General features: G+C 68.2%; 26 protein-coding genes and 1 tRNA gene. 10 read left to right on the forward strand and 17 right to left on the reverse strand.

Annotated features, from left to right (window positions below; all coding sequences use genetic code 11):
- Positions 1 to 131 precede the first annotated feature (131 nt).
- Positions 132 to 1,913: an AMP-binding protein gene (locus tag F8178_RS14940; RefSeq protein WP_317495405.1), complete on the forward strand. Its 1,782-nt coding sequence runs from the start codon at positions 132 to 134 to the stop codon at positions 1,911 to 1,913.
- A gap of 62 nt (positions 1,914 to 1,975) precedes the next feature.
- Here F8178_RS14940 and F8178_RS14945 read toward each other — a convergent pair whose 3' ends face one another.
- The 11 genes from F8178_RS14945 to F8178_RS14995 form a co-directional block, all read right to left on the reverse strand.
- Entirely contained in the window at positions 1,976 to 2,371 is a 396-nt protein-coding gene (locus F8178_RS14945; RefSeq protein ID WP_317495406.1) for a cupredoxin domain-containing protein, read from the reverse strand.
- Between the two features lie 46 nt (positions 2,372 to 2,417).
- Positions 2,418 to 2,969 (reverse strand): hypothetical protein, encoded by a 552-nt coding sequence (locus F8178_RS14950; RefSeq protein ID WP_317495407.1) that lies wholly within the window; start codon positions 2,967 to 2,969, stop codon positions 2,418 to 2,420.
- Positions 2,970 to 2,972: 3 nt separating this feature from the next.
- Positions 2,973 to 4,220, reverse strand: coding sequence for an MlaD family protein (locus F8178_RS14955; protein ID WP_317495408.1), 1,248 nt, complete (start codon positions 4,218 to 4,220; stop codon positions 2,973 to 2,975).
- Between the two features lie 3 nt (positions 4,221 to 4,223).
- Positions 4,224 to 5,297, reverse strand: a complete 1,074-nt coding sequence (locus tag F8178_RS14960; protein WP_317495409.1) for an MlaD family protein — start codon at positions 5,295 to 5,297, stop codon at positions 4,224 to 4,226.
- A 1-nt stretch (position 5,298) separates the two neighbouring features.
- Entirely contained in the window at positions 5,299 to 6,372 is a 1,074-nt protein-coding gene (locus F8178_RS14965; RefSeq protein ID WP_317495410.1) for an MCE family protein, read from the reverse strand.
- Positions 6,369 to 7,361 (reverse strand): MCE family protein, encoded by a 993-nt coding sequence (locus tag F8178_RS14970; protein WP_317495411.1) that lies wholly within the window; start codon positions 7,359 to 7,361, stop codon positions 6,369 to 6,371. Before F8178_RS14970 ends, F8178_RS14965 begins: the two co-directional genes overlap by 4 nt.
- Positions 7,358 to 8,380 (reverse strand): MCE family protein, encoded by a 1,023-nt coding sequence (locus F8178_RS14975; RefSeq protein WP_317495412.1) that lies wholly within the window; start codon positions 8,378 to 8,380, stop codon positions 7,358 to 7,360. Before F8178_RS14975 ends, F8178_RS14970 begins: the two co-directional genes overlap by 4 nt.
- The gene (locus F8178_RS14980; protein WP_317495413.1) at positions 8,377 to 9,657 is read right to left on the reverse strand and encodes an MCE family protein; all 1,281 of its coding nucleotides are present in this window, start codon (positions 9,655 to 9,657) and stop codon (positions 8,377 to 8,379) included. The genes F8178_RS14975 and F8178_RS14980 overlap by 4 nt, the downstream gene beginning before the upstream one ends.
- Positions 9,654 to 10,517 (reverse strand): ABC transporter permease, encoded by an 864-nt coding sequence (locus tag F8178_RS14985; RefSeq protein ID WP_317495414.1) that lies wholly within the window; start codon positions 10,515 to 10,517, stop codon positions 9,654 to 9,656. Before F8178_RS14985 ends, F8178_RS14980 begins: the two co-directional genes overlap by 4 nt.
- Positions 10,518 to 11,366: an ABC transporter permease gene (locus F8178_RS14990; RefSeq protein WP_317495415.1), complete on the reverse strand. Its 849-nt coding sequence runs from the start codon at positions 11,364 to 11,366 to the stop codon at positions 10,518 to 10,520. It abuts the gene before it with no gap.
- A 157-nt stretch (positions 11,367 to 11,523) separates the two neighbouring features.
- On the reverse strand, positions 11,524 to 12,132 hold the full coding sequence (locus F8178_RS14995; RefSeq protein ID WP_317495416.1) for a TetR/AcrR family transcriptional regulator: 609 nt from the start codon (positions 12,130 to 12,132) through the stop codon (positions 11,524 to 11,526).
- A gap of 158 nt (positions 12,133 to 12,290) precedes the next feature.
- Between F8178_RS14995 and F8178_RS15000 the strand changes: the two genes are divergently transcribed.
- From F8178_RS15000 to F8178_RS15010, 3 genes are all read left to right on the forward strand, one after another.
- Complete coding sequence (locus tag F8178_RS15000) at positions 12,291 to 12,941, forward strand: TetR/AcrR family transcriptional regulator (RefSeq protein ID WP_317495417.1); 651 nt, start codon at positions 12,291 to 12,293, stop codon at positions 12,939 to 12,941.
- A gap of 82 nt (positions 12,942 to 13,023) precedes the next feature.
- Positions 13,024 to 14,217: a DUF445 domain-containing protein gene (locus F8178_RS15005; RefSeq protein WP_396345599.1), complete on the forward strand. Its 1,194-nt coding sequence runs from the start codon at positions 13,024 to 13,026 to the stop codon at positions 14,215 to 14,217.
- Positions 14,218 to 14,420: 203 nt separating this feature from the next.
- A complete protein-coding gene (locus F8178_RS15010) occupies positions 14,421 to 15,302 on the forward strand; it encodes a hypothetical protein (protein WP_317495419.1) in 882 nt (293 codons plus the stop codon).
- Positions 15,303 to 15,396: 94 nt separating this feature from the next.
- Here the strand turns inward: F8178_RS15010 and F8178_RS15015 are convergent, their stop codons facing one another.
- Complete coding sequence (locus tag F8178_RS15015) at positions 15,397 to 16,857, reverse strand: NAD(P)/FAD-dependent oxidoreductase (RefSeq protein ID WP_317495420.1); 1,461 nt, start codon at positions 16,855 to 16,857, stop codon at positions 15,397 to 15,399.
- 121 nt (positions 16,858 to 16,978) lie between these two features.
- On the opposite strand from F8178_RS15015, the gene F8178_RS15020 reads away from it, so the two are divergent.
- Both F8178_RS15020 and F8178_RS15025 read left to right on the forward strand, forming a co-directional pair.
- Complete coding sequence (locus F8178_RS15020) at positions 16,979 to 17,410, forward strand: CoA-binding protein (RefSeq protein ID WP_317495421.1); 432 nt, start codon at positions 16,979 to 16,981, stop codon at positions 17,408 to 17,410.
- Positions 17,411 to 17,501: 91 nt separating this feature from the next.
- Positions 17,502 to 18,662, forward strand: a complete 1,161-nt coding sequence (locus F8178_RS15025; RefSeq protein ID WP_317495422.1) for a DUF222 domain-containing protein — start codon at positions 17,502 to 17,504, stop codon at positions 18,660 to 18,662.
- 9 nt (positions 18,663 to 18,671) lie between these two features.
- Here F8178_RS15025 and F8178_RS15030 read toward each other — a convergent pair whose 3' ends face one another.
- Positions 18,672 to 20,033: an aminotransferase class V-fold PLP-dependent enzyme gene (locus F8178_RS15030; RefSeq protein WP_317495423.1), complete on the reverse strand. Its 1,362-nt coding sequence runs from the start codon at positions 20,031 to 20,033 to the stop codon at positions 18,672 to 18,674.
- A 129-nt stretch (positions 20,034 to 20,162) separates the two neighbouring features.
- On the opposite strand from F8178_RS15030, the gene F8178_RS15035 reads away from it, so the two are divergent.
- Positions 20,163 to 20,936, forward strand: a complete 774-nt coding sequence (locus tag F8178_RS15035; RefSeq protein ID WP_317495424.1) for an SGNH/GDSL hydrolase family protein — start codon at positions 20,163 to 20,165, stop codon at positions 20,934 to 20,936.
- A gap of 20 nt (positions 20,937 to 20,956) precedes the next feature.
- On the opposite strand, the gene F8178_RS15040 is transcribed toward F8178_RS15035, so the two are convergent.
- Entirely contained in the window at positions 20,957 to 21,391 is a 435-nt protein-coding gene (locus tag F8178_RS15040; RefSeq protein WP_317495425.1) for a Rieske (2Fe-2S) protein, read from the reverse strand.
- A 225-nt stretch (positions 21,392 to 21,616) separates the two neighbouring features.
- Between F8178_RS15040 and F8178_RS15045 the strand changes: the two genes are divergently transcribed.
- The 3 genes from F8178_RS15045 (at position 21,617) to F8178_RS15055 (ending at position 23,492) form a co-directional block, all read left to right on the forward strand.
- Positions 21,617 to 22,396: an ion transporter gene (locus F8178_RS15045; protein WP_396345601.1), complete on the forward strand. Its 780-nt coding sequence runs from the start codon at positions 21,617 to 21,619 to the stop codon at positions 22,394 to 22,396.
- A gap of 79 nt (positions 22,397 to 22,475) precedes the next feature.
- Positions 22,476 to 23,321 carry a thioredoxin domain-containing protein gene (locus F8178_RS15050; protein WP_317495426.1) on the forward strand — a complete coding sequence of 282 codons (846 nt, stop codon included), beginning with the start codon at positions 22,476 to 22,478 and terminating at the stop codon, positions 23,319 to 23,321.
- 95 nt (positions 23,322 to 23,416) lie between these two features.
- Positions 23,417 to 23,492: transfer RNA gene (locus F8178_RS15055), tRNA-Ala, on the forward strand.
- Between the two features lie 76 nt (positions 23,493 to 23,568).
- Here the strand turns inward: F8178_RS15055 and F8178_RS15060 are convergent.
- From F8178_RS15060 to F8178_RS15070, 3 genes are all read right to left on the reverse strand, one after another.
- Positions 23,569 to 23,793, reverse strand: coding sequence for a tyrosine-type recombinase/integrase (locus tag F8178_RS15060; RefSeq protein WP_317495427.1), 225 nt, complete (start codon positions 23,791 to 23,793; stop codon positions 23,569 to 23,571).
- Between the two features lie 24 nt (positions 23,794 to 23,817).
- Positions 23,818 to 24,765 (reverse strand): DMT family transporter, encoded by a 948-nt coding sequence (locus tag F8178_RS15065; RefSeq protein ID WP_317495428.1) that lies wholly within the window; start codon positions 24,763 to 24,765, stop codon positions 23,818 to 23,820.
- Positions 24,766 to 24,955: 190 nt separating this feature from the next.
- On the reverse strand, positions 24,956 to 25,528 hold the full coding sequence (locus F8178_RS15070; RefSeq protein ID WP_317495429.1) for a TetR/AcrR family transcriptional regulator: 573 nt from the start codon (positions 25,526 to 25,528) through the stop codon (positions 24,956 to 24,958).
- Positions 25,529 to 25,665: the final 137 nt, after the last annotated feature.

Here is a 25,665-nt window from a genome sequence, read left to right on the forward strand (position 1 = left end):
AACGACGCTGTAGCCGCAGTAGCCGACGACGAGGCCGTGGCATCACAGCCCGTGCGTACACGACAACCGACCGGAGGCCGGAAATGACCAAGGCTGACGAGATCACTTGCCCCCACCCGGCAGGTGGCACCGTGAGCACACTCTGTGAAGCGTTCCAGCGCACCGCCAGCATGCGGCCCGACGCTGTGGCGCTTCGGGTGCCTGGGGGTAGGCAGGAAATCACCTGGCGGGAGTACGCGCAGCGGGTACGCAAGCTCGCGGCGGGCCTGGCCGCGCTGGGCATCAAGCGCGGCGACACCGTGGGAATCATGCTCACCAACCGCCCCGAGTTCAACCTCGTCGACACCGCGGCGCTGCACCTGGGCGCGACCCCGTTCTCCATCTACAACACCAGCTCGCCCGAGCAGATCAACTACCTGTTCTCCAACGCGGAGAACAAGGTGGCCATCACCGAGCAGCAGTTCCTCGAGCAGATCACCAAGGCGGAGACCGATGTCGAGCACTTCGTCACCGTCGATGGGGCCACAGGCAACGCCATGAGCCTCGAGGACCTGGAGTCCCGCGGCTCGGAGGACTTCGACTTCGACGCGCACTGGAAAGCCGTCGAGCCGAGTGACATCGCCACGCTGATCTACACCTCGGGCACCACCGGCCCGCCCAAGGGCGTGGAGATCCCGCACAGCAGCATCGTGGCCGAGGTCAACGCGCTGATCCCGGTGCTGGAGGTTGGCCCGGACGACACCACCGCGTCCTACCTGCCCTCGGCGCACATCGCCGACCGGGTGGCGGGCCATTACGCGAACGTCATGCGCGGCATGCAGCTCACCAGCGTCGCCGATCCGCGAGCGATCGCCGAGGCGCTGCCGGACGCGCGCCCGACGATCTGGTTCGCGGTGCCGCGGGTGTGGCAGAAGATCAAGGCGGGCATCGAGGCCAAGATCTCCGAGGAAGCCAGCCCGGTCAAGAAGAAGCTGGCGAACTGGGCGATCGACACCGGGGTCAAGGCCGCACGTGAGCGGCTGGACGGCAAGCAGCCCGGTGGTGCGCTGGCCGTGCAGGCCAAGCTGGCCGACAAGCTGGTGCTGTCCAAGCTGCGCCACACCCTCGGGCTCGACCGTGTGCGCTGGGCCGCTTCCGGCGCCTCGGCGATCCCGCCCGAGGTGCTGGTGTACTTCCACGGCCTGGGCATCCCGGTCTACGAGGTGTGGGGTATGTCGGAAACCACCGGCGCGACCACGACCAACACCGCGGACGCCATCAAGATCGGTTCGGTCGGCAAGGCCGTCAACGGCGCCGAGCTTTCCATCGCCGACGACGGCGAGCTACTGGTGCGTGGTCCGGTGCTGATGCGGGGATACCGCAAGCAGCCGGACAAGACGGCCGAGACGATCGACTCGGACGGCTGGCTGCACACCGGCGACATCGCCGAGATGGATGCGCAGGGCTTCGTGAAGATCGTCGACCGCAAGAAGGAACTGATCATCAACGAGTCCGGCAAGAACATGTCGCCGACCAACATCGAGAACGCCCTCAAGGCGGCCTCCTCGCTGATCGGTCAGGCCGTGGCGATCGGCGACAACAAGCCGTACATCGCCGCGCTCATCGTGCTGGACCCGGACGCCGCCGCGGCGCGGGCGCACACGCTCGGCATGTCGGACACCTCGGTGGAGGCGGTCGCCAAGCGGCAGGAGGTGCGTGACGAGGTCACCAAGGCGATCCAGGACGGCAACCAGCGCCTGTCCCGGGTCGAGCAGGTCAAGCGGTTCCGCATCGTCGCTGCCGAGTGGCAGCCGGGTGGGGACGAGCTCACCCCGACGCTCAAGCTGAAGCGCAAGCCGATCGCGGACAAGTACAAGGCCGAGATCGAGGAGCTGTACGCCGACTCCCCCGGTGAGGGCGTCATCAGCCTGTGACCCGGTGACCGGATCGCGAGGGCCCCTGGGCGTGAACCGCCCAGGGGCCCTCGCGTGCGCGGTCAGCCGATCACGAAAACGTCGAGCTCCATGCCCTGCCCCCGGTGGCCGGGCACATCACACCACCCGACCGTGTCGTCGGTGAACGGTTCCACCTCGAAGGTCGCCGTCTCACCCGGGTCGAGGGTGCCACTGGTCTCGCCCTCGAACGTCAGGTCGTGCGGCACATCCCCCTCGTTGCTGAGATGGAACACCACGGGCTGACCCGCGGGAACCTCGATCTCGTCAGGGACGAACTCCATCTCCCGTAGGTTCAGGTCCACCTCGACGGCCTCCGGAGCGTCGGCGTCGGGGCCGGCGATGCCGTTGTCATCGGTGGGTTCCGGATCGTCGGCGCAGGCGGCCAATGCCAGCGCGGCGGTGGCCGCCAGTGCCGTCACGGTACTACGCGCACTCATCGTGATCACCTCGATCTCACCGTACGGCGCGCGGGCGCCCCCGTACTCAGCTCAACTCCACCTGATCGACCTTCCACTCGCCCTCCGACTGCACCATCGTCAGCACCATGCGATTGCGATCGATCCTCGGCTGGGGCGTGTTGACGTTCGTCGTGGTCTGGTCCACGAAGGCCAGCACCACGGCGGTGTCCCCGGAGAACTCGGCGACACCGGCATAGGTGACCTCGCCCTCCGAATCGGCCTGGTTCTCTTCGAGCAACTCGGCGAAAGACTCGTACGTATCCCCATACACCTCGGCGTAGCGGTCGGTCAAGCCTGCCGTGATGCGCTCGAAGTTCTCATCGAGCTCGGTGTAGTGGTAGGTCGTGAACTCCTCGGCGAACGTCTCCGCCACGTCGAGCGCCTCGGCACGTTGTGCCTCGGCCCTGTGCTGGCCCCACCACAGGTACCCGAAGGTCCCCGTGACCGCGAGCAGCCCGAGACACACCGCGACCATCGCCACCGCGGCAGGCGAGAACCGCCGGTGGCGTGTCTCCTCGGGCTCCGACCGGGGGCGCGGCGTCGGTGACGGCGTATCGCCACCCGCTCGATCGGTCATCGTCTACTCCAATGCGTTCAGGTACACCCCGTACCAGGACTGGTCACCGAGCAGCTCCCGATAGCCACCCGCCGATCCCATCCGGACCGGTTCCGAACCCGGTACCTGGGTACGTCCCGTCTCCGGGTTCGAGGTGACCACAGGGTTGCCGCTGCCACCTTCCGGACGTGGCGCGTTGGCCGCCCCGCGCACCGTCGGGCCTTCTGACGGGCAGTGGTAGGTCAGCTCGGGGTCCTTGGGTGAGGTGTCGGTCGGTGTGCGCCGCTCCTCGGGGAAGTAGCAGGTACCGCCCTGAGTGGTGACGAACTCGAAGTTCGCCCTGTCGCCGTCGCCGATGGTGGACAGCTGCCCGAAGGCGTCCGGGATGACGATCAAGCCGTGCCGCAACGCGGGGATGCGGTGCGCGACGATCTGCGCGGGAGTCACCAGGTTGGACAGCAGGACCGCGACGGACGGTTCGAGTTCCCGCAGCAGCGGCACCACTTCCTCGGTGACTTCGGGGACCGTCCTGGCGAGCTCGATGCCGTGCGGTGTCTGGTTGCGGATCTGCTCGGTGGCATCGGCCAGCGTCGCGGTGAGTTCGGGCAACCTCCCCGCGGTGTCCTCGCCTGCGGCGAGGAACTCCAGCGTGTTGTCGATCAGATTGGACGCGGTCGGCTCCAGCTCGGTGAACCGCTCGATGAGTTCGATGGAGTTATCGCCGAGCCGCTCCAGTTCCGGCCCTGTCCCAGCCAGCCCGGTGGCGACCTCGTCGGAGAGCAGCGACAGCGCCTCCGGGTCGATGTTGTCGGTCAACCGCATCAGATTGACCAGCAGTTCCTCCAGCGCCAGCGGCCTGCTGGTGTCCTCGGGGCCGAGTACGTCGCCGTCGGTGAGGTACGGTGGCTCCTCGCTGGTTGGCCGCAGGTCGATGTGCTTGAGCGCCACCGGGGTGTTCTGCCCGACCACCACGTGCGTATCGGCGGGCACCTCGGCGTCCTGGCGGATCGCCAGCTCCACCTCCACTCCCCCGCCGTCGACGAGCCGGACGTCGTCGACCGTGCCGATGGTGACGCCGCGGTAGGTGACCGGGACGCGTGGGGTGATCCCCCCGCCGTCTTCCATGTGCACCGTCACCCTGTCCTTGGCGGCCACCGCGTCGGTACCGATGGCGTTGACCACGATATACACGCTGCACACCAGCGCGATCGCGAGGAACAGCGCGATCTGACCGAGGGGCAGGCGCTGCCGCATGCTTGTAGATCCGGACATCGGCTACCCCTCCGTTCCTTCGAGCAACGCGTCGAGCGTCTCCTCCATACCGGCCGAGGACGCCGCCGGGCCCGAGCCACCGCCGAGCGGCATGAACTCGTCGAAGCCCTCGACGACGCCTGCCAGCGAGTCGGACACGTGGAACGACGCGTCCAGGTTCAGGTAGTCACCCGGTACCGCGGCGTTGAACAGCGGCTGGAACTCCTGGAACGCGGTCAGCAGCTGCTCGACATGGCGATCGATGGTGGTGAACTCGTCGAGCAGGGGATCCATCTTGACCAGCTGATCGACCAGGTGCTCCTCGGTGGCGTCGATCGCGTGCTGCACGTCCACGGCCAGCACCTGCACTTTGGCCAGCAGCTCGTCGAAGTTCTCCTGTTCGTCGACGAGCACGTCGATGGCGGGCCGGATCTCGGTCATGGCCTCGGCGAGCAGGTCGGAGTTGTCGGTCACCGTGGATCCTAGGGTGTTCACCGCCGCCAGCGTGCGGTTGATCTCCTCGGAACGCTCGTCCAGCGAGGCCAGCACCTGTTCGGTGCGCGTCAGCAGCTCCCGTGCGGTGTCCTGACGTCCGGAGAGCATGCTGTTGGTCTCGGTGATGATGGTGCGGGCCTGCTCGATACCACTGCCGGTGAGCAGGTTAGCGAGCATCGCCATGCTGTCCTCGACCTCGGGGCCGTGGCGGGTCTGTTCCCTCGGGATCGTGTCACCGTCGCCCAGCATCACCTCCCCGTGCTGTTCGGGAACCTCGAGCGCGATGTACGGGTCGCCGAGCGCGGTGCTCATCTCGATACCGGCCTCGGTGGCCTCCGGCAGCTCGACGTCCTCGCGGATCCGCAGCGTAACGTGCGCGGTGAAATCCTCGGCGCGCATGTCGGCCACCCGCCCCACGGTGGCGGGCCCGATACGCACCTGGCCGCCGCGCACCAGGCCTGCCACGTCGCCGAACTCGACGGTGACCTCGTAGGACGGCCCGTCCACACCGGTGCCGAACGGCGAGTTCTGCAGGCTGATGCCACACCCGGAGAGCATCGCAGCCGCGCCGACGACCGCGATGATCCGCGTCATCACCGGCATATCAACCACCCCCCAATCCGTCGCGCAGCAGTTCGGGCGGCAGCGGGACGGGGTTGACGATGCCGGGCCCGTCGCACAGCGGCAGCGGGAACTGGTCGCACAGCGGGCGCAGCCGGTCGAACTGCGAGAGGTTGGTGGTGATGTTCAGCCGGATCCGGAGCTTGCCGTCATCGGTGACGGCGCGCGTGATGTTGTCGGCAGCCAACGGGAGGGTGTCCATGATCTCCACCAGCTCCGCCTGGTGCTCGGCCAGGTGCACGGACACATCGGCGAGCCGGTCGACGCTGTCGGTCACCTCGTCCCCGTACTCCCCTGCGAGTATCGCGACCTCGTTCAACACCGAGGTCAGCGAGGTCAGCGCCTGCTCGACCTCGCGTTCCTGCCTGGCGAACTCTCCAGCCACCTCGTTGACGTTCGCAGTCAACGAGTCCACAACGGACTGGTTCTCGACGAGCACCTCCATCAGCGCGTCCACCGATTCCAGCAGCGCCTCGGCATCCGGCGCGGTGTCCACGGCGATGTCCGAGGCCTGGCTGACGTTGAGCACCGCATCCCGCAGCGATTCTCCCCTGCCGTCGAGCATCTCGGCTGCGCTGTCGATGAGCCTGCCGATCGAGCCTTCCCCGTCCACGCCTTCCGGGCCGAGCGCGACCAGCAGCTCGTTCACCGAGTCCACCAGCGTGTCCCAGGCGATCGGCGCCTGCGTGCGCTCGGGCGGGATGACGGCCCCGTCCGCCAGCTTCTCTCCGCCCTGGTAGGCGGGGGTGAGCTCGATGTACTGGTCGGGAACGACCGTGGGCGAGGCCACCCACGCTTCGGCGCCTGCGGGGATGTCGGTGTCCGCGGGCACGGACATGCTCACCCGCACCCGATCCCCTCGCGGTTCGATGGCATCGACCCTGCCGATCGGGACGCCGAGGACCGCGACGTCGCTACCCACGAACAACCCGTCGGCCTGGGTGAAGTCGGCGTGCACCGTCATCGCCGGGTCGGGTTTGGCCACCACGAACAACCCGGCAGCCAGCAGCAGGGCCACGGTCAGCAGGGACAGCGCGCGAGCGGGTCTCACCGTCATGCGCATCCCTCCATCAGCCCGGTGAGGCAAAGGATGTTGTCCGGCAGCGGACCGGCGGGACCGGCGACATCGCCCCACGGACCCTGGCCGAACGTGTTGGAGATGTACCGGCTGGTCGGCGCGAACTGCCGCAGCAGCTCGTTGAACTCCTCCTGGGTCTCGGTGAGCGTCTGCGTGATCACGTCGAGGCGTTCCAGGATGCCGGTAATCTCCGGCCGGTTGCTGTCGATAAAAGTCTCCAACCGGGTACTCAGCTCGCGGATCTCGGCGATGAGCGCGGCGATGGTGTCGGTTCGTTGCGCCAGCACGTCAGCGATCACGTCGGCGTCGGCCAGCAGCGTCACCAGCACGTCCGACTGCTCTAGCACGCTGTCGGTCACCTGTTGCGTGCTGGACAGCAGGCCGCGGAACTGCTCGCTGTGCCTGGTGAACATCTCCGCGGCGCCCGCGACCCCGTCCAGCGCATCGCCGAGCAACTCACCATCAGGGGCGTCCTGTTCGAGTGAGGAGATCAGCCCCCGCAACGCGTCCAGGTCGAGCTCCTCGGCGGTGTCCTCGGCCGCCCGGGACAGCTCGTCCAGGGTGTACAGCACCGAGGTGCGGTGCAGCGGGATACGGTCGTCGGGGTCGAGCTCCCCGTCGCCGCGCGAGACCACGTCGAGGTAGCGCTGCCCGAGCACCGTCTGGATCTTCACCCCGACCGTGCTGTCCTGCCCGATCCGTTTGTCGTTGTCCATGCGGAAGTGGGCGACGGCCCGATCGCCGTCGAGTTCGATGTCGTCGACCCGGCCAGCGCGAACCCCGGCGACGTAGACGGGGTCACCCGGTGCCAGGCCTGCCGCGTTTTCGAGCTCGGCCGAGTAGCTGCTGGTTCGGGAGTAGAAGATCCCCTGGGGGAGCAGCAGCGAGCCTGCCACCAGGATCACCAGGATCACCGACCCGGCGGTCGCCAGCAGTCGCGGATCGCGCTCACGGAACGGAACCCTCATGCGCGGCACACCTCCGTGTGGGGACCGATTCCCGGATCCACCTCGCCGAGCAGCGGGAAGCCCGTCTCGATGATCATGTGGCACACGTAGATGTTGAGCCAGGCCCCGTACTCCAGGGTGCGGTTGACCGCGGGAAGCATCTCGGGAGCGGCCTCCATCGTCGCGGTGAAGTTGTCGTTCTGCTCCACGAACGTCTGAGTGATCGCGTCCAACGACGCCACGTTGCGTTCGAGCGGCCCGCTCACCTCGCGCACCATCCCGGAGACCGCGACTGCCAGCTCGCCAGCGCCGTCGATGGCCGCGCCGATCTCATCGGCGCTGTCGGCCATGCCCGCTGTCAGCGCGGCGAGGCTGTCGATGAGGCGCTCGAACTCCGGTTCGTGCTCCAGCGCGAACTCGGTCGCCTCCCGCAGGTTCTGCAGTACCTCACCGATGACCTCGTCCTGCTCGGCGAGGTTCTCGGTGACCGAGACCAAGTGGGCGAGCAGACTGTTGACGGTGCCGCCCTGCCCGTCGAACACCGCGACGAGGTTGCCTGCCAGCTCGTTGACCTCCTCGGGGCGCAGGCTGTCGAACACCGGGGCGAACCCGTTGAACAGCTCGGTCAGGTCCACTGCGGGGCGGGTGCGTTCCAGCGGGATGACGCCGCCTGCTTCCAGCTCGGTGTCGGCGCCGCCGCCTGCTTCGATGGCCACGTACCTGGCGCCGAGCAGGTCGGCGAACCGCAGGTTCGCCTCGGCGTCGGCAGGCACGTGCTGGTTGTCGGCCACGTCGAAGGTGACGGTGGCATGCTTGCCGGTGAGCTCGATGCGGTCGACGGTGCCCACCCGCACCCCGGCCATGCGCACGTCGCTGCCGCGTTCGAGCCCGACGACATCGGTGAACTCGGCATGGTAAGTCGTGGTTGGCTCGCCGAGCGGGCGGTACAGGGTGTTGGTCACCAACGCCGTGCTCAGCAGCGTGATCACCAGGAACACGCCGAGCTTGATCCAGGTCCCGAGCAGGTCGCGATGCTTCATGGCACCTCCACCTCGGTGCCCCGCAACAACGGCCCCAGCAGCACGCCGACCGCACCGGAGGCCTCATCGTCACCCGCAGCGCCGAGGTCACCGGGCGCGGCATCCAGCAACTCCGCGAGGACCTCGCGTTCCGCCTCGCTGCCAACCGGACCCGATGTCCCGCCGTAGCGCTGCTCCTGCTGGCGTCGCTCCTGCTGCCCGGCACCGTCCGGGCAGTTCGGGCCTTCCTCGTCGCCGTAACGCGGGCAGTCCTCCACTGTGTACGGGAAGGGCTCGACGGCGGTCAAGTTCGCCCTGATCCGGAACCACGGCCCCTGCTCGTAGGTGGGGATCGCGGCTTCAAGCAGGTGACGGACGTTCTCCACGGCACGCGGCGCCACCGTCGGGTCCGTGGCCAGCTCGTCGAGCACCGGGTCGGCGGTGCGCGACAGCCGGATGTAGCGGTCGACGTTGTCGCTGCGTGCCACGCGGCTTCCCTCGTCGGCCAGGGTGATGCCGCTGGCAAGCACCCGCTCGATCGTCCGCTGTTCGGCGACGATGGTGCGGGAGATCTCCACGGCGTCGCGCAGCGCGCGCAACGCGTCCGGTGTCGCCTCGACGGCCTGCTCGGAGACCGTGCTCGCCGCGTCCATGCCGTCGTCGATCAGCGCGATGAAGTCGTCGACGTCGTCGGTGAGTTCGTGCAGTTGGTCGAGCATCCGGCCGAACCGTTCGCCGCGCCCGTCGAGCAACTGCGCCACCGCCGACAGCGCCTGGTTGATCTTGGCGGGTTCGATCTCGGCGAGTAGCGAGGTGAGCCGGTCGAAGGCCTCGTAGATCTGTACGGCCTCGGCCGAGTCGTCCGCGGCCAACCGGTCGCCGTCGGAGATCGGCTCGGCGGCGGCCTCCGCCGTGCCGTCGGCCGGTACCAGCTCCACGAAGAGGTCACCGAACAGCGTGCGCGGCAGCACCCGCACCTGGGCGGCGGTGGTGATGGACTCGGCGTGGCGCTCGCTGATCCGCATGGTGACCGTGGAGCTGGACTCGTGCGTCTCGACGTCGATGACGGTCCCGACGAGCACGCCCTGGTACTCGATGGGGGCGCGGTTGGGTACGCCGGTCGTGTCCGCGGACACCTCGGCGGTGACCTCCGGATGCCCGCTGAGCGCCCCGGTGCCGTACACCGTAGTGCCGACGGCGATGAGCAGGAAGGCGGCGGTGCCGATGGCACCCCAGAGCGCCAGCCGGAGCTTGCTCGGCTCGTCCCGTCTACGGATCAGCCCCGCGCGCCCGATCATGTCGCACCTGCCAGACCGGGAAGCTCCATGTACACGCCCCAGAACGCGAAGGTCAGCAGGATGTCGGTGACCATGATCATCACGATGCTGGTGCGCAGCGCCCTGCCTGCCGCACGGCCGACGCCCTCCGGCCCGCCGCTGGCGTAGTAGCCGTAGTAGCAGTGGATCAGCGTCACCACGATCGCGATGATCACCGCTTTGGCCAGCGACAGGAACACGTCCTGGGTGGGCAGCATGAGGTCGAACCAGTAGTCGTAGATCCCCGCCGACTGGTTGTTCAGGTTCACCACCACGACCCTGGTGGAGACGTAGGCGGCGAACAGGCCGACCAGGTACAGCGGGATCACGGTGATCACCATCGCGATGATCCGGGTAGTGACGAGGAACGGCACCGAGTTGATCGACATCGTCTCCAGCGCGTCGATCTCTTCGGATATCCGCATCGCCCCGAGCTGGGCGGTGAATCCGGTGCCGACTTTCGCCGCCAGCGCGATCCCCGCCACGACGGGTGCCAGCTCCCTGGTGTTGACCAGCCCCGATACCGCGCCGGACAGCGGGGACAGACCGACGAGATCGAGCCCGCGGAAGCCTTCCAGCCCTACCTGGGCACCGCTGACGAAGGACATCGCGAAAACCACGCCGACGGTGCCGCCCGCGGCGAGCAACGTGGCGCTGCCGAAGCTGATCTCGGCGATCTGGCGCACGATATGGCGCCAGTAGTGCACAAGCGTGATCGGTATGTAGGCCAGTGCCTTGGCGTAGAAGGCGAGGTGACTGCCCACGGTGGCCAGCGCGGCGGTCAGCTTACTCGCCGGGGTGCGCATGAGGTGGCCTGCACGGCCGAGCTCGGGAGCGACCATCTACAGCCCACCCCCTTCGGGGGTGATCAGCGCGTAGACCTCGCCAATACCGACGTTGGCGAAGAACACCAGGATGAACGCCAGCACGACGGCCTCGTTCACCGCCATCCCCACTCCCCCGGGCCCGCCCTTGGCGGTGAGCCCTTTCGCGCAGCACACCGTGGCCGCGAGCACCGCGAAGGCGATGGCCTTGGCCTGTGCTGCGAGGAAGTCCGGCAGTCCCGCGAAGTCGGTCAGCGTCCCCAGGAACGCGCCGGGCGTGACACCCATGACGGTCACCTGGAACACGAAGCTCGCACTCACCCCGAGCGCCATCACCAGACTCGTCAGCAGCATGGTGACAGCGATGGCCGCCACGATGCGCGGCACGACCAACCGTTCGAGCACCGAGATCCCCATGACCTCCATCGCGTCGGTCTCCTCGCGGATCTTGCGCGCGCCCAGGTCGGCCGTCATCGCCGAGCCACCGACGCCGGCGATCATCAGCGCGGCGACGAGCGGAGCGATCTGCCCGACGATGACCAGCCCGACCACGGCGCCGCTGTAGATCTCGGCACCCACCTGCGCGGCCAGCGAGGCCACGACCACGCCGACGACGACCCCGAGCGGCAGCATCACCAGCACCGCGGGCACCGAGGTGACCGCGGCGAGGAACTGCAGCTGTAACAGCGTCTCCCGCCAGGCGAACCGCCTGCGGGTGATCGAGGTCCACACCGCGACGGCGGTGTCGGCGGCGAAGCCGAACAGCAGGCCGAGCTCGAGCACGCTCGGTGAGATCTCCCGCTGCTTGGCCGCTTTCCTGCGCGCTGCGATCGCGCGGGCACTCCACCGCTCGGTCGCAGCGGCCATCGGCTCCCTCCGATGCTCGACGTCTGCCACCCCAGCACGGCATTCGCACGGGGACTATGCATCCATAACGAATGTTGTGTGAGGCACGTTACGGAGATTGCCAGCAAAACACAACCCCGTAGTTGACACAACGTCAACAATTGCCGGTGTGTGTCGCTCAGCGCTGTTTGAGCTGATCGAGATAGTCGGCCAGCATGGCCTTGGTCCGCCTGCGGACCTGCTCGAGCTCCTGCGGGAATCCGCCGGCCATCACCCCCAGCCCGGCGATAAGCACCAGCGCGCGCTCGGTCTCGTGGTCGATGTCGACGCCGGCGTCGAGCTCACCCAGCTCCACCGCGTCGCCCAGCGTCTTGCCCAGCCAGGAACGCAGTCCCCGCGCGCCGCTGGTCGCCTCGGTCACCCAGGCGTCCAGTACCGGCTGAGCAGGCGCGTGCCCCCAGAACGCCACCAGCACGGTCCACGCTTGCAAGCTCAGCTCGTCGGACGGCACGAGCGCTTCGACCGTGGCGGCCAGCGCGGCCAGTCCCCGCCGCCCAGCGACGCGTTCGGTCACCCGCTCGGTGGCCAGCCGGTTGTTGTACTCCAGCACCGCAGCCATCACGTCGGCCTTGTCGGCGAAGTAGTGGGTGACCGCTCCTGTGGTGACCCCCGCCTCGGCCGCGATGCCGCGCATGGTCGATGCGTGCACGCCCTGTGACGCCACCACGCGGTGCGCGGCGGTGACGATGCGGCACTTGACATCGGAATCACGAACCGAGTTCACCATCACTCGATGGTAACGAGCAAACGGCCGGATGAGGTGCGCGTTCACCCGCCCAACGACAAACATACAATCATGACTGCTTGTGCACCGCAACCGTGCGAGGGAACACGCTGAGACTAGCCATTTTAGAGTCAGTACTGACTGCAAGTTACCATCATGACATGAGCACCGATGTCGGTAGCACGCCCGGCCGGAGACGCACCCAGGAGGAGCGTAGCGCCACGACGCGGCGCGCGTTGCTGGAGGCCACGATCGACTGCCTGGTCGAGGAGGGCTACGCGAACCTGACCACCACGAAGGTGGCTGCAAGGGCGCGGGTCTCCCGTGGTGCGCAGGTGCATCACTTCCCCACCAAAGCCACGCTGGTCACCGAGGCGGTGCAGTACCTGATCGGACAGGTCAGCCAGTCGCTGTTCAGCGAGGTCGGCCAGTTACCCGCAGGCCAGGAGCGAGCGGGCCGAGCGCTGGACATGCTCTGGCAGACCTTCCGGGGCAGGCTGTTCCAGGCGGCGTTGCAGCTGTCGATGGCTGGACCGGCCGATGCCGAGATCGAGCAGAAGCTGACGGTGCTCAACCAGGTCACCGCCGATCTGATCCGCGGCTCGGTCCCGCTGCTGTTTCCCGAGGAAGCCAGCCACCCCGATTTCGAGGACGCCCTCTACACCGCCATCAACACCATGACCGGCCTGGCGCTGAGCCAGCGGGTGGCCAAGGTCAGCGACGCGGAGATCGACGCCCGCTGGCGCCGTACCAAGGCGCAGCTCCTCAAGCTCATCGAACCCCGCGAGGCCTCCACCGGTCTGTCCGAGTAGCGGCGTGGACGCCTCAGGGGTCGTCGGCGCCATCGTTGCCGACCTGGTCGAGTACTGGTGGGTGTACGCGGCGATACCGCTGATGGCGGCCATCATCGGGTACCTGACGAAGCTGCTCGCGGTAAGGATGCTCTTCGAACCGCTGGAGTTCCGTGGTATCCGCCCCGTGTTCGGCTGGCAAGGCATGATTCCCGCCCGCGCGGGCAAGATGGCCGCCATCGCCTACGACACCATGACGTCCGGGTTGATCGACATCCAGGAGCTGATGAGCCGTATCGACCCGGACGAGCTGGTCGCCGAGCTGGACGGGCCGGTGAAGGAGGTTGTCGAGGACCTGGCACGGACGTTGCTCGCCGAGTACCGGCCCGGGCTGTACGAGGCGCTGCCCGAGCAGGTCCGGGTGCTGCTCATCAGGCGGTTGCAGGCCGAGGCGCCGCAGGTGGTCCGGCAGCTGGCTCGCGAGGTTACCAGCGATGTCCACGCCGTGATCGACGTGCGCCACATGGTGGTGTCCAACCTGGTCAGGGACAAGGAGCTGCTGAACCGTCTCATCCGCGACGTCGCCCAGCCGGAACTGCGGTTCATCGTCCGTTCGGGTATCTATTTCGGGGCGGCGATCGGCGTGATCCAGGCGGTGGCCTGGGGGCTGACCAAGAGCCCGCTCGTCATGCCGATCTTCGGCTTCATCACCGGCTGGGTAACCGACTACCTCGCGCTGAACATGCTGTTCCTGCCCCGTGAGGAGAAACAGTTCCTCGGCATCCGGCTGCAGGGCAAGTTCCAGCGACGTCGCAGCGAGGTGGGAGCGCGTTACGGCGACCTGATCGCCAAGGAGATCCTCACCCCGCGCAACCTGCTGGAGGGCATGCTCACCGGCCCGAAGTCGGATCGGCTCGTCGCGCTGGTACAGCGCGAGGTGCGGCGCGCCATCGACGCGCGGGCGGGCCTGGCCAAGCCGCTGGTGGTGCTGGCCGTCGGCGGGCAACGCTTCCGGGAGCTCGAACGTGACGCGGTGGCGCACGTGATGGCCACCGCACCGCGCACGGTCGAGAGCATGTTCGGCTACACCGAGGAAGCCCTCGACGTGCGCAACACGATCAGCGAGCGGATGGAGCTGCTCTCCGCCGAGCAGTTCGAGCAGATCATCCGGCCCGCGTTCAAGGAGGACGAACGCACAGCAGTCATGGTCGGGGCGGTGCTGGGCGGGATCATCGGCGAGATGCAGGCGCTGGCGCTGATCTACCTCCCGATGGCGCTGGGTGTGCTCGCCGTGTGAACCCGTTCCGGGTCGCACGAGCGAGTGACGGCACGTGACCTGCACAACGCCCATCCAGTGTGCTGAACGTGACACCCCCCTTGGCACTCTCACCCGAACGGGTAGGATGTACGCCCAGTATCGCTCAGCAAGATCACGATCCGCGATTGCTAGCGCCAGATGGGGTCCCTGGTGCGCCGCGAGGCGAGAGGGTCACGGGAACGATGAACACAGCACGGAACCGGCGCAAGGCAGACGGCAGACACACGGTCGCCGACCTCATGTCGCGCGAGGGCATCACCGCCCCCGCACGCACGGGCACGGAACGGCCCGGCTACCAGGAGACCACCGCGCTCCCGGTAGCCGAGCTGCTGCGTAGGGAGGGCGTAGCCCCGCAGCGTGAGACCGCCGCACCGGCGCGGCCGGACGCCGCCACGCCGTCGTGGGGCGCGATCGCCACGCAGGCCACGGCTGCGGCAACCGCGGCACGACTTCCCGATCCGGACGAGCCACAGGACAGCAAGGCACCCCGCAGGGGCGCCGCCGTCGGTAGCGCTGCCGTGCTGTGCGGGCTGACGCTGGCGGGCCTTGTCGCGCTGAAGCCGACGACGGCGCTATCGCCGGAGTCGACCGACAGCAGGGCGGCCAGCTCCTCCGACTCGGCGGATCAGCAGCACCCCGGCATCCTCGAGCCACGCGGAGGTGACACCGTGACGCCGACGGCGGCACAGGTGAGTACGACGACCACGGGCAGCAGCGGTTCACCCGGCACGCAGGGTACGGCCGAGCCTCAGGGGACCCAGAACGCCGGCACCGGCCAGGCCACGGCAGGCGGCGGCGAGGCCTCCGGGAGCAGCGGCTCGACCGGCGGCTCCGCCAGCGGTTCCACCGGCGACACTCAGCAGCGCAGTTCCAGCGACGGCGGCTCCGGGTCGGACGGCAGCAGCACGGGCAGCACGGGCAGCACGGGCAGCACGGACTCCGACGGCAGCAAGGACGGTGGCGGGACCGACGAGCAGGAGAAGGAATCCGGCTCGCTACTCGACCCGGTCGAGGGAACGGTCTCCGGCCTGCTGGACACTGCCGGCTCGCTACTCGGACGCTGAGGCCCGCCCGCCCGTACCGTCGGGCGGGGTCTTCCTGCCATCAGCCTGCTGGACCAGCGTCGCTGGTGGTTCGCTGGACACCGTGTGCCCAGCGTCAGGCCGCCTCGCGATAGTCGGCCGGATCGAAGGTGCCCACGCGCCTGCGTAGCGCGCCGGTGGACCACGGCCAGTTGAAGCTGTTCCTACCGTTGACATCGAGGTAGTAGCTAGAGCAGCCGCCCGAGTTGTAGACGGTGCCTTGTAGCGCGCGCTGAACCTCGTCGTTGAAGGTGTCCTGCACCTCGCGGCGGACATCCACCGAGGACCAGCCATGCGCCAGGACCCGGTGTATCGCGTCCATGGTGAGGTCGAGCTGCGATTCCAGGACCGAGAACGCCGAGGAATGGCCGGTGCCCAGGCTGGGCCCCAACAGCAGGAACGCGTTCGGGAAGCCGCTGACCATGGTGCCGAGGTAAGCCTGCGGGCTGCCCTGCCAGTGATCGGCGAGGCTGCGCCCCTGCCCGTCGAGCACCTTGCTCGCGACCGGCATGTCGAGGATCCGGAATCCGGTAGCGAAGATGAGAACGTCCACATCGGCCCGCGATCCGTCGGCCCCGACCACGGTGTTGCCGTCGATCTCACGCAGCGCCGTCGGGTGCACCTGCACGTTCGGTCGTGTCAGCGCGGGATAGTAGTTGTTGGACAGCAACATGCGCTTGCAGCCGAGCGTGTAGTCAGGGGTCAGCGCCTCCCGCAGCCCGCGATCGCGTACCGCGAGACGCAGGTGCAACCTCCCGATACGCTGCACCTGGCGCAGGATCCACGGGCGCCGGAAGCCGATGCCCAGTGCCTCCATGGCCAGGTACTCCACCAGGCGGAGCGCCCGTTGCGTGGCGGGAACGTTGCGCAGCAGCCATCGCTCGGCACGGGTCACGTAGTGATCGGGTTTCGGCAGCACCCACTGGGCGGTGCGCTGAAACAGGTGCAGGCTGCTCACCTGTGGTTGGATTTCCGGTACGAACTGGACGGCGGACGCTCCGGTGCCGACGACGGCCACTCGCTTGCCGCGCAGATCCACGTCGTGGTGCCAGCGAGAGGAATGGAACACCTCGCCGGGAAAGTCCGCGAGGCCAGGCAGCTCGGGGATCCGCGGTTCGTGCCACGGACCCGCACCCGCAATGAGGATCCGCGCGTGGAACGTCCCCACGGTGGTGGTGACCTCCCAGCGCGCGCGGGATGGCCGCCACCGGGCCTCAGTGACCTCGGTACCGAACCGCATGTAGCGGGGCACGCCGTGCCGCTCGGCCACGTCGCGCAGGTAGGCGCGGATCTCCGGCTGCGTGACGAACACCCTCGTCCACTCCGGATTCGGCGCGAAGGAGTAGGAGTACAACGCGGACGGTACGTCGCAGGCGCACCCGGGGTAGGTGTTGTCCCGCCAGGTGCCGCCCAGCTCCCCCGCCTTCTCCAGCACCACGAAGTCCGTGATGCCGCCCCGCAACAGCCGGACGGCCGCACCGATCCCGGACGCCCCCGCGCCCACCACGAGGACGTCGACCTCGCGAACTGATGCCATCAGCTCTCCTCGAATCTCCCGCACTCGGCCGCGGGAATTTTCGGATACCGTTAGTATTTGAATTCCAACGTTAGCAGGACTGGCGGTGGCAGGCAACTCCGGCGACTGGCAACCTTGGGGCGTGTCCGAAACCAGCGAACCGTGGGCGGATCCGGAGAGCATCCGCTCGATCCTGACCGGCTGCCACACCTGGGCCATCGTCGGCCTCGGGGACAACCCCGACCGTCCCGCCCACAGCGTGGCGCGTTTCCTGCAGCGACACGGCAAGCGCATCGTGCCCGTGCACCCGGACGCGCCGACGGTGCACGGCGAGCAGGGGTACACCGAGCTCGCCGAGGTCCCGTTCGCGGTGGATTGCGTGGATGTGTTCCGCCGGTCCCAAGCAGCGGGCGCGTTCGCGGACGAGGCGGCACGTATCGGCGCTAAGGCCGTGTGGTTCCAGCTCGACGTGCTCGACGAGGCGGCCTTCCGGCGGGCGAGGGATGCCGGTCTGGAGATGGTGATGGACCGCTGCCCGGCGATCGAATGGCCACGCTACGGACCGGAAGTATGAAATCCCGCCTTTCCGGTGACATTATTGGACAGCATTTCCCTTGATCTTGCTCTCGCGTGAATCTGTCACCTCTGCCGCATAGAATAGCGCCGTGACCCATTCCATCGATGACACGTTCGACCCCACTGCAGATCCCGGCGGCGACGGCTGGGGGATCGAGGAGCTGCTGTCGGTCGACACTTCCGGCATGTCCGCCGGTGAAGCGCTGGCGTTCGCCGAGGCCATCGGGCAAATGCAAGCGATGCTGCACGCCCAACGCCTCCGGGCATGCAGGCGCTACCGCGTGGCCACCGGTCACGACGAATGGGCGCACGACGCCCTCGCCGCTCGATTGAAAACGAGCATTCATCGGGCCGGTACGGAAATGGCCCTCGCCGACGATCTGATCGAGCGGTTGCCACGCACCCTGGCGGCCATGGATGAGGGTCGGCTGGACGACTATCGGGCCAGGCAGATCGCCGAGGCCGCCGAGCCGCTCGACGGTGACCAGTGCGCCGAACTGGAGGACCGGCTGTTTCCCGCTGCCACTGACCAGCCACCACAGCGGCTCCGGCAGCGCGCCCGCCGCGCGGTCGCCGCGATCGACCCGGACGCGGCCACGACACGCGCACGGCGAGCACGCGGCTCCCGCCGGGTCGAGCTGGATCATGGCGAGGACGGGGTCTCGTGGCTCAACCTCTGCCTGCCCAGCGAGGTCGCCGCAGCGGCGTTCGATCGCATCGACTCGCTGGCCCGGCAGGCCAACTCCGACGGTGACGTCCGCACCCTCGATCAGATGCGCGCCGACGTCGCGGCCGAGCTGCTGCTGGGAACCAACCAGCAGGCGATGCATGCCCAGGTGTACGTCACCGCGGGCGCGAGCACCCTGCTCGGGCTGGATGAGCTCCCCGGCGAGCTACGCGGATGCGGCCCCTTGCCCGCGGAGCGGGTGCGGGAACTGGCTTACGACCTCAAGGCCACCTGGTCCGGACTACTCACCGACGACACGGGGCAGCCTGCGGCGCTGGCACGCGACCGGTACCGCTTCACCGGCAGGCTCGCCGAGTTCGTCAGGCTACGCGACGAGACGTGCCGACACCCGGCCTGCCACAAACCGGCCCACCGTTGCGACATCGACCACCGCGTGCCCTACCCCCACGGCCCCACCACTGCGGCGAACGCGCAGGTCCTCTGCCGACGCCACCACCGGCAGAAACACAGCTCCCCCACCCCGCCCACCGGCCAGCCCGAGGACGATCCGCCACCGTTCTGAGCGGCACCCTCAATCTCGCGCGGCACGCAGCAGCGCCTCCGCCGCCCCGTCGGCGTGCGCGGTTGTGGTGGCGTGGTCGGAAACGCTGATGCGAATCGCCGCGCGACCCTGCCAGGCCGTAGTGCCGAACCAGGTGCTGCCAGCTGCCTGTACCTGCTCGGCAGCTGCCCGGGTACGCTCGTCGTCGCCGATACGCACCAGCACCTGGTTGAGCACCACGTCGTTGAGCACCTCGACACGCGGATCGGCTGCCAGCGTGTCTGCGATGCGGCGGGCGTGGGCGCAGCATCGCTCCACGAGCGCGGCCACGCCGGTACGCCCGAGGCTACGCAGCGCGGCCCACAACGGGAACACCCGCGCCCGGCGGGAGCTCTCCGGGGACCAGTCGCTGCCGTCTCGAAAGGAGGTGCGTGTCAGGTACGGCGCGGTCAGCGCCATCGCCGAGCGGTGGCTCTCCGGGTGGGCGCAGAGCACGATGCCGCAGTCGTAGGGCACGTTGAGCCACTTGTGCCCGTCCACCGCCCAGGAATCCGCCAGCTCCGCACCCTCGGTGAGGTGTTTCAAGCTCGGCGCGGCAGCCGCCCACAGCCCGAACGCACCGTCCACATGCAACCACGCCCCACACTCGCGGACGTGCTCGGCGATCTCGCGCAGCGGATCCACCGCCCCGGTATTCACGTTGCCCGCCTGCGCGCACACGATCGTCGGTCCTCCGACCAGCGCCTCGCCCAGCGCATCGGGCCGCATCCGCCCCTGATCGTCGGCGGGCACCACCGTCACCCGCCGCTCGCCCAACCCGAGGAACCGCAGCGCGCGATCGATAGTGGCGTGGCGACCGGCGCTGACCACGACCGTGACCTCCGGGGCGCCGAACAGGCCGTCCGCATCGACATCCCACCCCGCCTCGCGCAGCACGTGGTGCCTACCCGCGGCCAGACCAGCGAGATTGGCCAGCTGCGCGCCGCTGGTGAACCCGGCCGAACACCCGGCGGGCAACCCGAGCAGCTCGCACAGCCACCCACGGCAGACCTCCTCGGCCACCGCCGCAGCGGGCGACAGCGCGGAGAACGCCGGGTTCTGATCCCAGGCCGAGGTCAGCCAATCCGCGGCCATCGAGGCAGGCACCACACCGCCCTCCACGAAACCGAAGTACCGGCCCGCGTTGGTCACCACCAGACCCGGCTCGGCTGCGCGGGCGAGCGCCTCGACGACCTCTGTGGGATCGCTCGGGTTCTCCGGTAGCGGCCCGCCGAGGCCTTCGCGGAGCTCGGGAGCGGCTACCCGCCGGGCCACCGGCCGGTCCCGGCTACCCTCGAGGTAGCCGAACGCGAGGTCGGCGGCGCGCTGCAGCGCGGGACGTAGTTCGGTCATAGGACCGGAGTCTGGCACGCGCTGGACGTCGTAGGCGCAACAACGCTCGTGCTGGCGGAACACCAGGCGGCGGTGGCACGGTTGGAAGCCGGAAAAGAAGGCGAGAGGTGATCAGCTATAAAGTACGTCATGAGCATGAGCACGTACCGCCGTTACGTAGCACTGGGAGACAGCCAAACCGAGGGCTTGTGGGACGGCGACGACGAGACCGGCCTGCGGGGCTGGGCCGACCGGCTGGCCGAGCAGCTGGCCGAGCTCAACCCGGACCTGCGCTACGCGAACCTGGCCGTGCGGGGCAAACTCGCCCATGAGGTGCGGGCGGAGCAGCTCGACGCCGCGCTCGCGCTCCAACCGGACCTGGCCACCGTGGTCGCCGGGATGAACGATCTCCTCCGCCCCGGATTCGACGCCGACGCCGTCGCGAGCGAGCTGGAGCAGATGTTCGCCGCGCTGACCGAGGCAGGCACGCGGGTGGCGACCCTCACCTTCCCGAACGTCGCGAAGATCGTGCCGATCGCCAGGCCGCTCACCCATCGGGTGGTTTCGCTCAACGCCCGGATTCACGAGGCGGCCACCCGCCACGGTGTCGCCATCCTGGAAACCTTCCACCACTCGGTGACCACGGACCCGCGCATCTGGAGCCCGGACCGGCTGCACGCCAACCCCCTCGGACACGAGCGGATCGCCGCAGGTATGGCGTACGCGCTCGACCTACCCGGCAGCAGCGAATCCTGGAGCGAACCGCTGCCGCCGCCCCCGCCGTCGGGAACCATGCACTCCACCAGGACCGAGCTGTGGTGGCTGGCCAGCTTCGTCGGACCGTGGATCGGCCGTCGCGTACGGGGGCGCTCCTCGGGTGACGGCCGCTCGCCCAAACGTCCGGATCTCGCCCCGGCACGCTGATACCGGGTGCTGCCTGCCGGTCACGCCACGGCGATGCCGTCGACGTCGACGCGCAGCTCCACCTCGCTCAACGGCTCCTCGGCCGGCCCGGACACGACCGAGGCGTCCTCGATGGCGAACCGGCTACCATGGCACGCGCAGTTGATCGTGCCGTCGGCGACCTCGCTGACCGTGCATCCCTGGTGCGTGCAGGTCGCAGTGAAGCCCCGGAACTCCCCCTCGGCAGGCTGGGTCACCACGACGTTGGCTTCCTCGACGATCACCCCTCCCCCGACGGGGACGTCGTCCACACCGGCGAGCTCGGTACCCGGCTCCGCACCGCCGCCACCGGCCTCGTCGACCTGGCAGCCCGCCAGCGTGAGCCCGGCCGCCCCGCCAACGGCAACGACCCCGAACCCGGCAACAGCGCCGCGACGGGACAGCTGCCCGGATGCCCGATCGTTCCTGCCCTCCATACCAGCGACTCCTTCCGCCGTGTCACCGTGTCTCACCCGGCCGTGTCAGCACATCCTGCCGTAGGCGAGTGAGCTGACCGTAAACCGCGGGGGAGCGACCGGGTAACCTCCGGTCGCAGCGTACAGCGAGCGCGTCCCGATGCATGGAGCGTGACAGTGCAGTATCCGGCGCAGCACCCGGCGACATCGACCCCACACGGTGTCCTCCGCAAGTCCCAGGTCAGCATGCTCGACATCGCCATGCTGCTGCTGGCAGCGTTCTCGGTCGGCCTGCTGGCCTATGCCATGTTCTTCGACGCCATCGATATCGAGGCTCGGTGGGTCATCATCACCGACACGTCCATCTGCGGCGTGTTCTTCGTTGAGTTCCTGTACCGGTGGCGCGCCAACGGGTGGGACCGCCGGTTCCCGCTGCGCAACTGGTACGAGATCCTGGGCATGATCCCGGTCGCCCACCCTGCACTGCGCAGCTTCCGGCTACTCCGGCTCATCGTGGTCATCGTCAGGCTCGTCCGCGCCGCGGACAGGGCCTTCGGCGAGCGGTTCGTCTACCGGCTGGTCGAGCGCATGTCCCGCCCGATCGTGCTGGCCATCAAGAAGCCCATCACCGTCGCGGTGCTCGACGAGGTCGTCAAGGTGCTGGAGACCGGGAACTACCCGCAGAACCTGGCGCGCTCGCTGGACGAGAACAGCCGCGAGCTACGAACCATCATCCTGGAGAAGGTGCGCAACGACCCGCAGGCGGGCAGGCTGAAGCGACTGCCGTTCCACGACGAGATCGTGGAATCGGTGGTCGACACCACGTTCCGGGTGACACTCGACGTGCTCACCGACCCCAGGATCGATGCCTTCTTCGCCCACGTCGTCCGGGAGAACCGGGAACAGATCCGGAAGGCGGTGCAGGAAGGACTCCACGAGGAGCCGAACACTCCGGACAGCACGCAGAGTGACCAACGTCATCCGGCGGCACCCTATCCAGGCGCTCCCACTTCACCCGTTGCTTAACCGCGAGGGCTAGCCTGGAATGCAGGGGGCCAGGTCCGGCAGCACACCAATCACGCGGACAGGTGAAGGGACACACCAGGTGAGTGGCGCGGAGCGCAACGCACGGAAGCGGAAGCAGGCGCAGCAAGCCGCCCAGGCGCAGGCCGGTCACGCTGCCGCCACCGATGACGACCGCACCAAGAAGATCACGTTCGGTGTCGTGACGGCGATCGTGATCGGCGCAGCGATCACGATCGCCGCGATCTTCGTCCTCGCGAACGGCGGCGAGAACGGCGCGGCCGCCGAGGGCGACCGCGGCGAAGGAGAGATCCCCGCGCTGGCGGTCGACACCGGCGTACCCGCCGAGCGGGACGGCACCGTAGTCGTGCGCGGCGACGACAACGCACCCACCACCATCGACGTCTACGCCGACTTCCTGTGCCCGGCATGCAAGGGCTTCGAGGAAGCCTTCGCCGAGGAGATCGACAGCTACGTGGCGGACGGTCAGCTCCGGGTGCGCACCCACCTGGTACCGATGCTCTCCGACAGGTCGAACCCCGAGGGCTACTCACTGCACTCGGCTAACGCCGCGCTGTGCGCAGCCGACGAAGGTGCCTTCACCGCATACCACGACAGCCTGTTCGCCGCGCAGCCCGACTTCAACAACGCCTACGAGGTCACCGACCTCGTCAACCTCGGCCGCGACCTCGGTCTCGGTGACAGCTTCGCCGCCTGCGTCAACGAAGGCACCTACGAGCAGGACCTGCTCGACGAGTTCTCCGAGATCCGCGAGGACGAATCCGTGCACCAGGAGTTCGACGACGGGCACAGCGGGTTCAGCACCCCGACCGTGGTGCACGACGGCGAGGTCGTCGACATCAGCGACGAGCGCCACTGGAACGAGGACTGGCTGGCAGAGCTCATCGAGCAGGACCAGGGCGCCTGACGTACCGCCCGGACGGTGCCAGCGGGACCCCTTCTTAGCGGCTTAGCGGCATCGTGTACTGTGATGTCGGCAGGCACGCACAGGTGCCGAGCCAAGGGGCTGTGGCGCAGCTGGTAGCGCACTTGACTGGCAGTCAAGGGGTCACGGGTTCGAGTCCCGTCAGCTCCACCAGCGAAAACGCAGGTCAGCGGGCCGTCATCCCTGAAGGGGAGCGGCCCGCTGACTTTCTGCATGACTAACTGCATGACTACGTGTCTCGCGCGCCGAGGGGAAACAGTCGGTCCATAGCGGTTGCGCCTTCGACCACGACCGGCTTGATCTCCTTGCGGTAGACGGTCTCGGTCACCCTGGTGCCGCTGTGGCCCACCAGGCGAGCGATATCCTTTAGCGGCACGCCCGAGCCCGACAGCAGCGATACGAAGCTGTGCCGCAGTTCCCTCGGCGTCCACTGCTCCGACGGCAGCCCGCGCACTGGCGCATTGGGACGACAGGCCCGTCACGCCCGGGCGTGACGTCGCCTGGTCACTGCGACGCCGGCAAGGCACAGCGCGCCGCCTACCATGGCGAGAACCGCGGGCACTTCGGACAGTGCGAGCCAGCTGATGGCGATCGCGGCAGGTGGGACGAGGTACGAGAACGCGCCCATACGGCCCGCGTCGATCCGCTTCAGCGCGTACGCCCACGTCAAGAACCCCAGCGCCGTGGGGATCGCGCCCAGGTAGCCGACGAGCCAGAGTGACGTGGCAGGCAGCGGGCGGGCTTGCTCGATCAGCGCCGGCAGGAACGGCAGGCTCGCGACAGCGCCGATGACGGCCGCCCACGTGGTCACCTGCAACGCCGACACGCTCCGCAACAACGGCTTCTGCGCGACAGCGCTCAACGCGTAAACCAGCGCCGCACACAAGCACAACACGACACCCACCCAGTCGAAGTCGATGCCACCACCCGACGAGGCAGTGATGAGCAGCACCCCGGCGAACGCGACCGCCACACCACCAACGAGGTACCTGTCGAACCCTTCACCGAGGAAGAGCCCCGCGAACACCACGATCAAGATCGGACCGGTGTTGACCAGCATCGCCGCCGTGCCAGCGTCGAGATAATGGACACCTTGATTCAGCGCCAGGTGGTAAAGGAAGAACCACCCCACGCCGATCACGGCCATAGGCGCCCACTGCCTGCCCCGCGGGAGCAGGGCGGGACGGCGTTGCCTCGGGGTGCGTACCCGGTGCACCGCCAGCACCACACCGAGAATCACGGCACAAACCGCGACCCGGCCGAGCACCAGCGGGCCGGACTCGACATGTCCGGCAAGGTGCCGGATCGCCACGAACGCCGACGCCCACGACAGCACCGTGACACCCACCGCGACATAGGCGGTAGCCATTTCATAGCGCGCCGACAGCGACCCCCGGCCGCGCACGACGACCCCGGTGTCCGACATCGATCCCCTCCCCTGTGACCCGGGTGGCACGATCGGCCGGCCCGTTGCGCTGGCAACCGCGACCCCGCTACCGCCGCGATGGCGCCGAGCCAGCACAACCTACCACGCCCGATCGGGTGACACGGCCCGAACGTCGCACCGCAGCGCACGTCACTCGCGCCGCAGGGGCTGCTGCCGAGCCTCTGCTCGTTCACCCGGGCAGCTCGGCGGCGTACCTCCTCAGTTCGTCGGCGACGCGGTCGAGGGGACGGGGGCTGCGTTGGGCCTTGGCAACGATGAGGGCGCCCTCGATCGCGGAAATCACCATGGTCGCCACCACCTCGGCCCTGCTCTTGGACAAGCCGCGCTGCCACAACGCCGTGGCGATGGTGGATTCCCATGAGCTGAATGCCTCGCCTGCGGCTTCGCGCGCGCCCTCCGACTCGTGTGCCGCGAGCGCGCCGGCGGCCACAGGGCAACCAGCATCGTAGCCACTGTCGATCAAGGACTCCCGGAAGAAGGACACGATCTCGTCAAGCGCCTCCGCCGGTTCAGCCGCGCTGAGCACCGAGCTGATCATCGCGGACATGATCCGCCCTGCGTGATCGGTGGCGTGTTCGGCGAGCTGGGCCTTGCCGTCGGGAAAGTAGTGATACACCGAACCGCGCGGGGCCCCGGTGCGCTCCACGATATCTGTGAGCGATGTCCCCGCGACACCACGCTCCCGGAACACCTGGATCGCTCCGTTCACCATACGCTCACGACCCGAGTGTCCACCGTCCATACCAATCAGCATAAGCCATATCCGCAACGAACTCGCAGAACGTAAGTTTTGTGTTGTGTATCACGATTACTTTCCATGCCGATCGCCATACTCAACTATGACTCGGAGTAACACATGGCGATGACGGCGTATGAGGT

This window comes from Haloechinothrix sp. LS1_15 (assembly GCF_033042135.1).
GTDB lineage: Bacteria > Actinomycetota > Actinomycetes > Mycobacteriales > Pseudonocardiaceae > Haloechinothrix.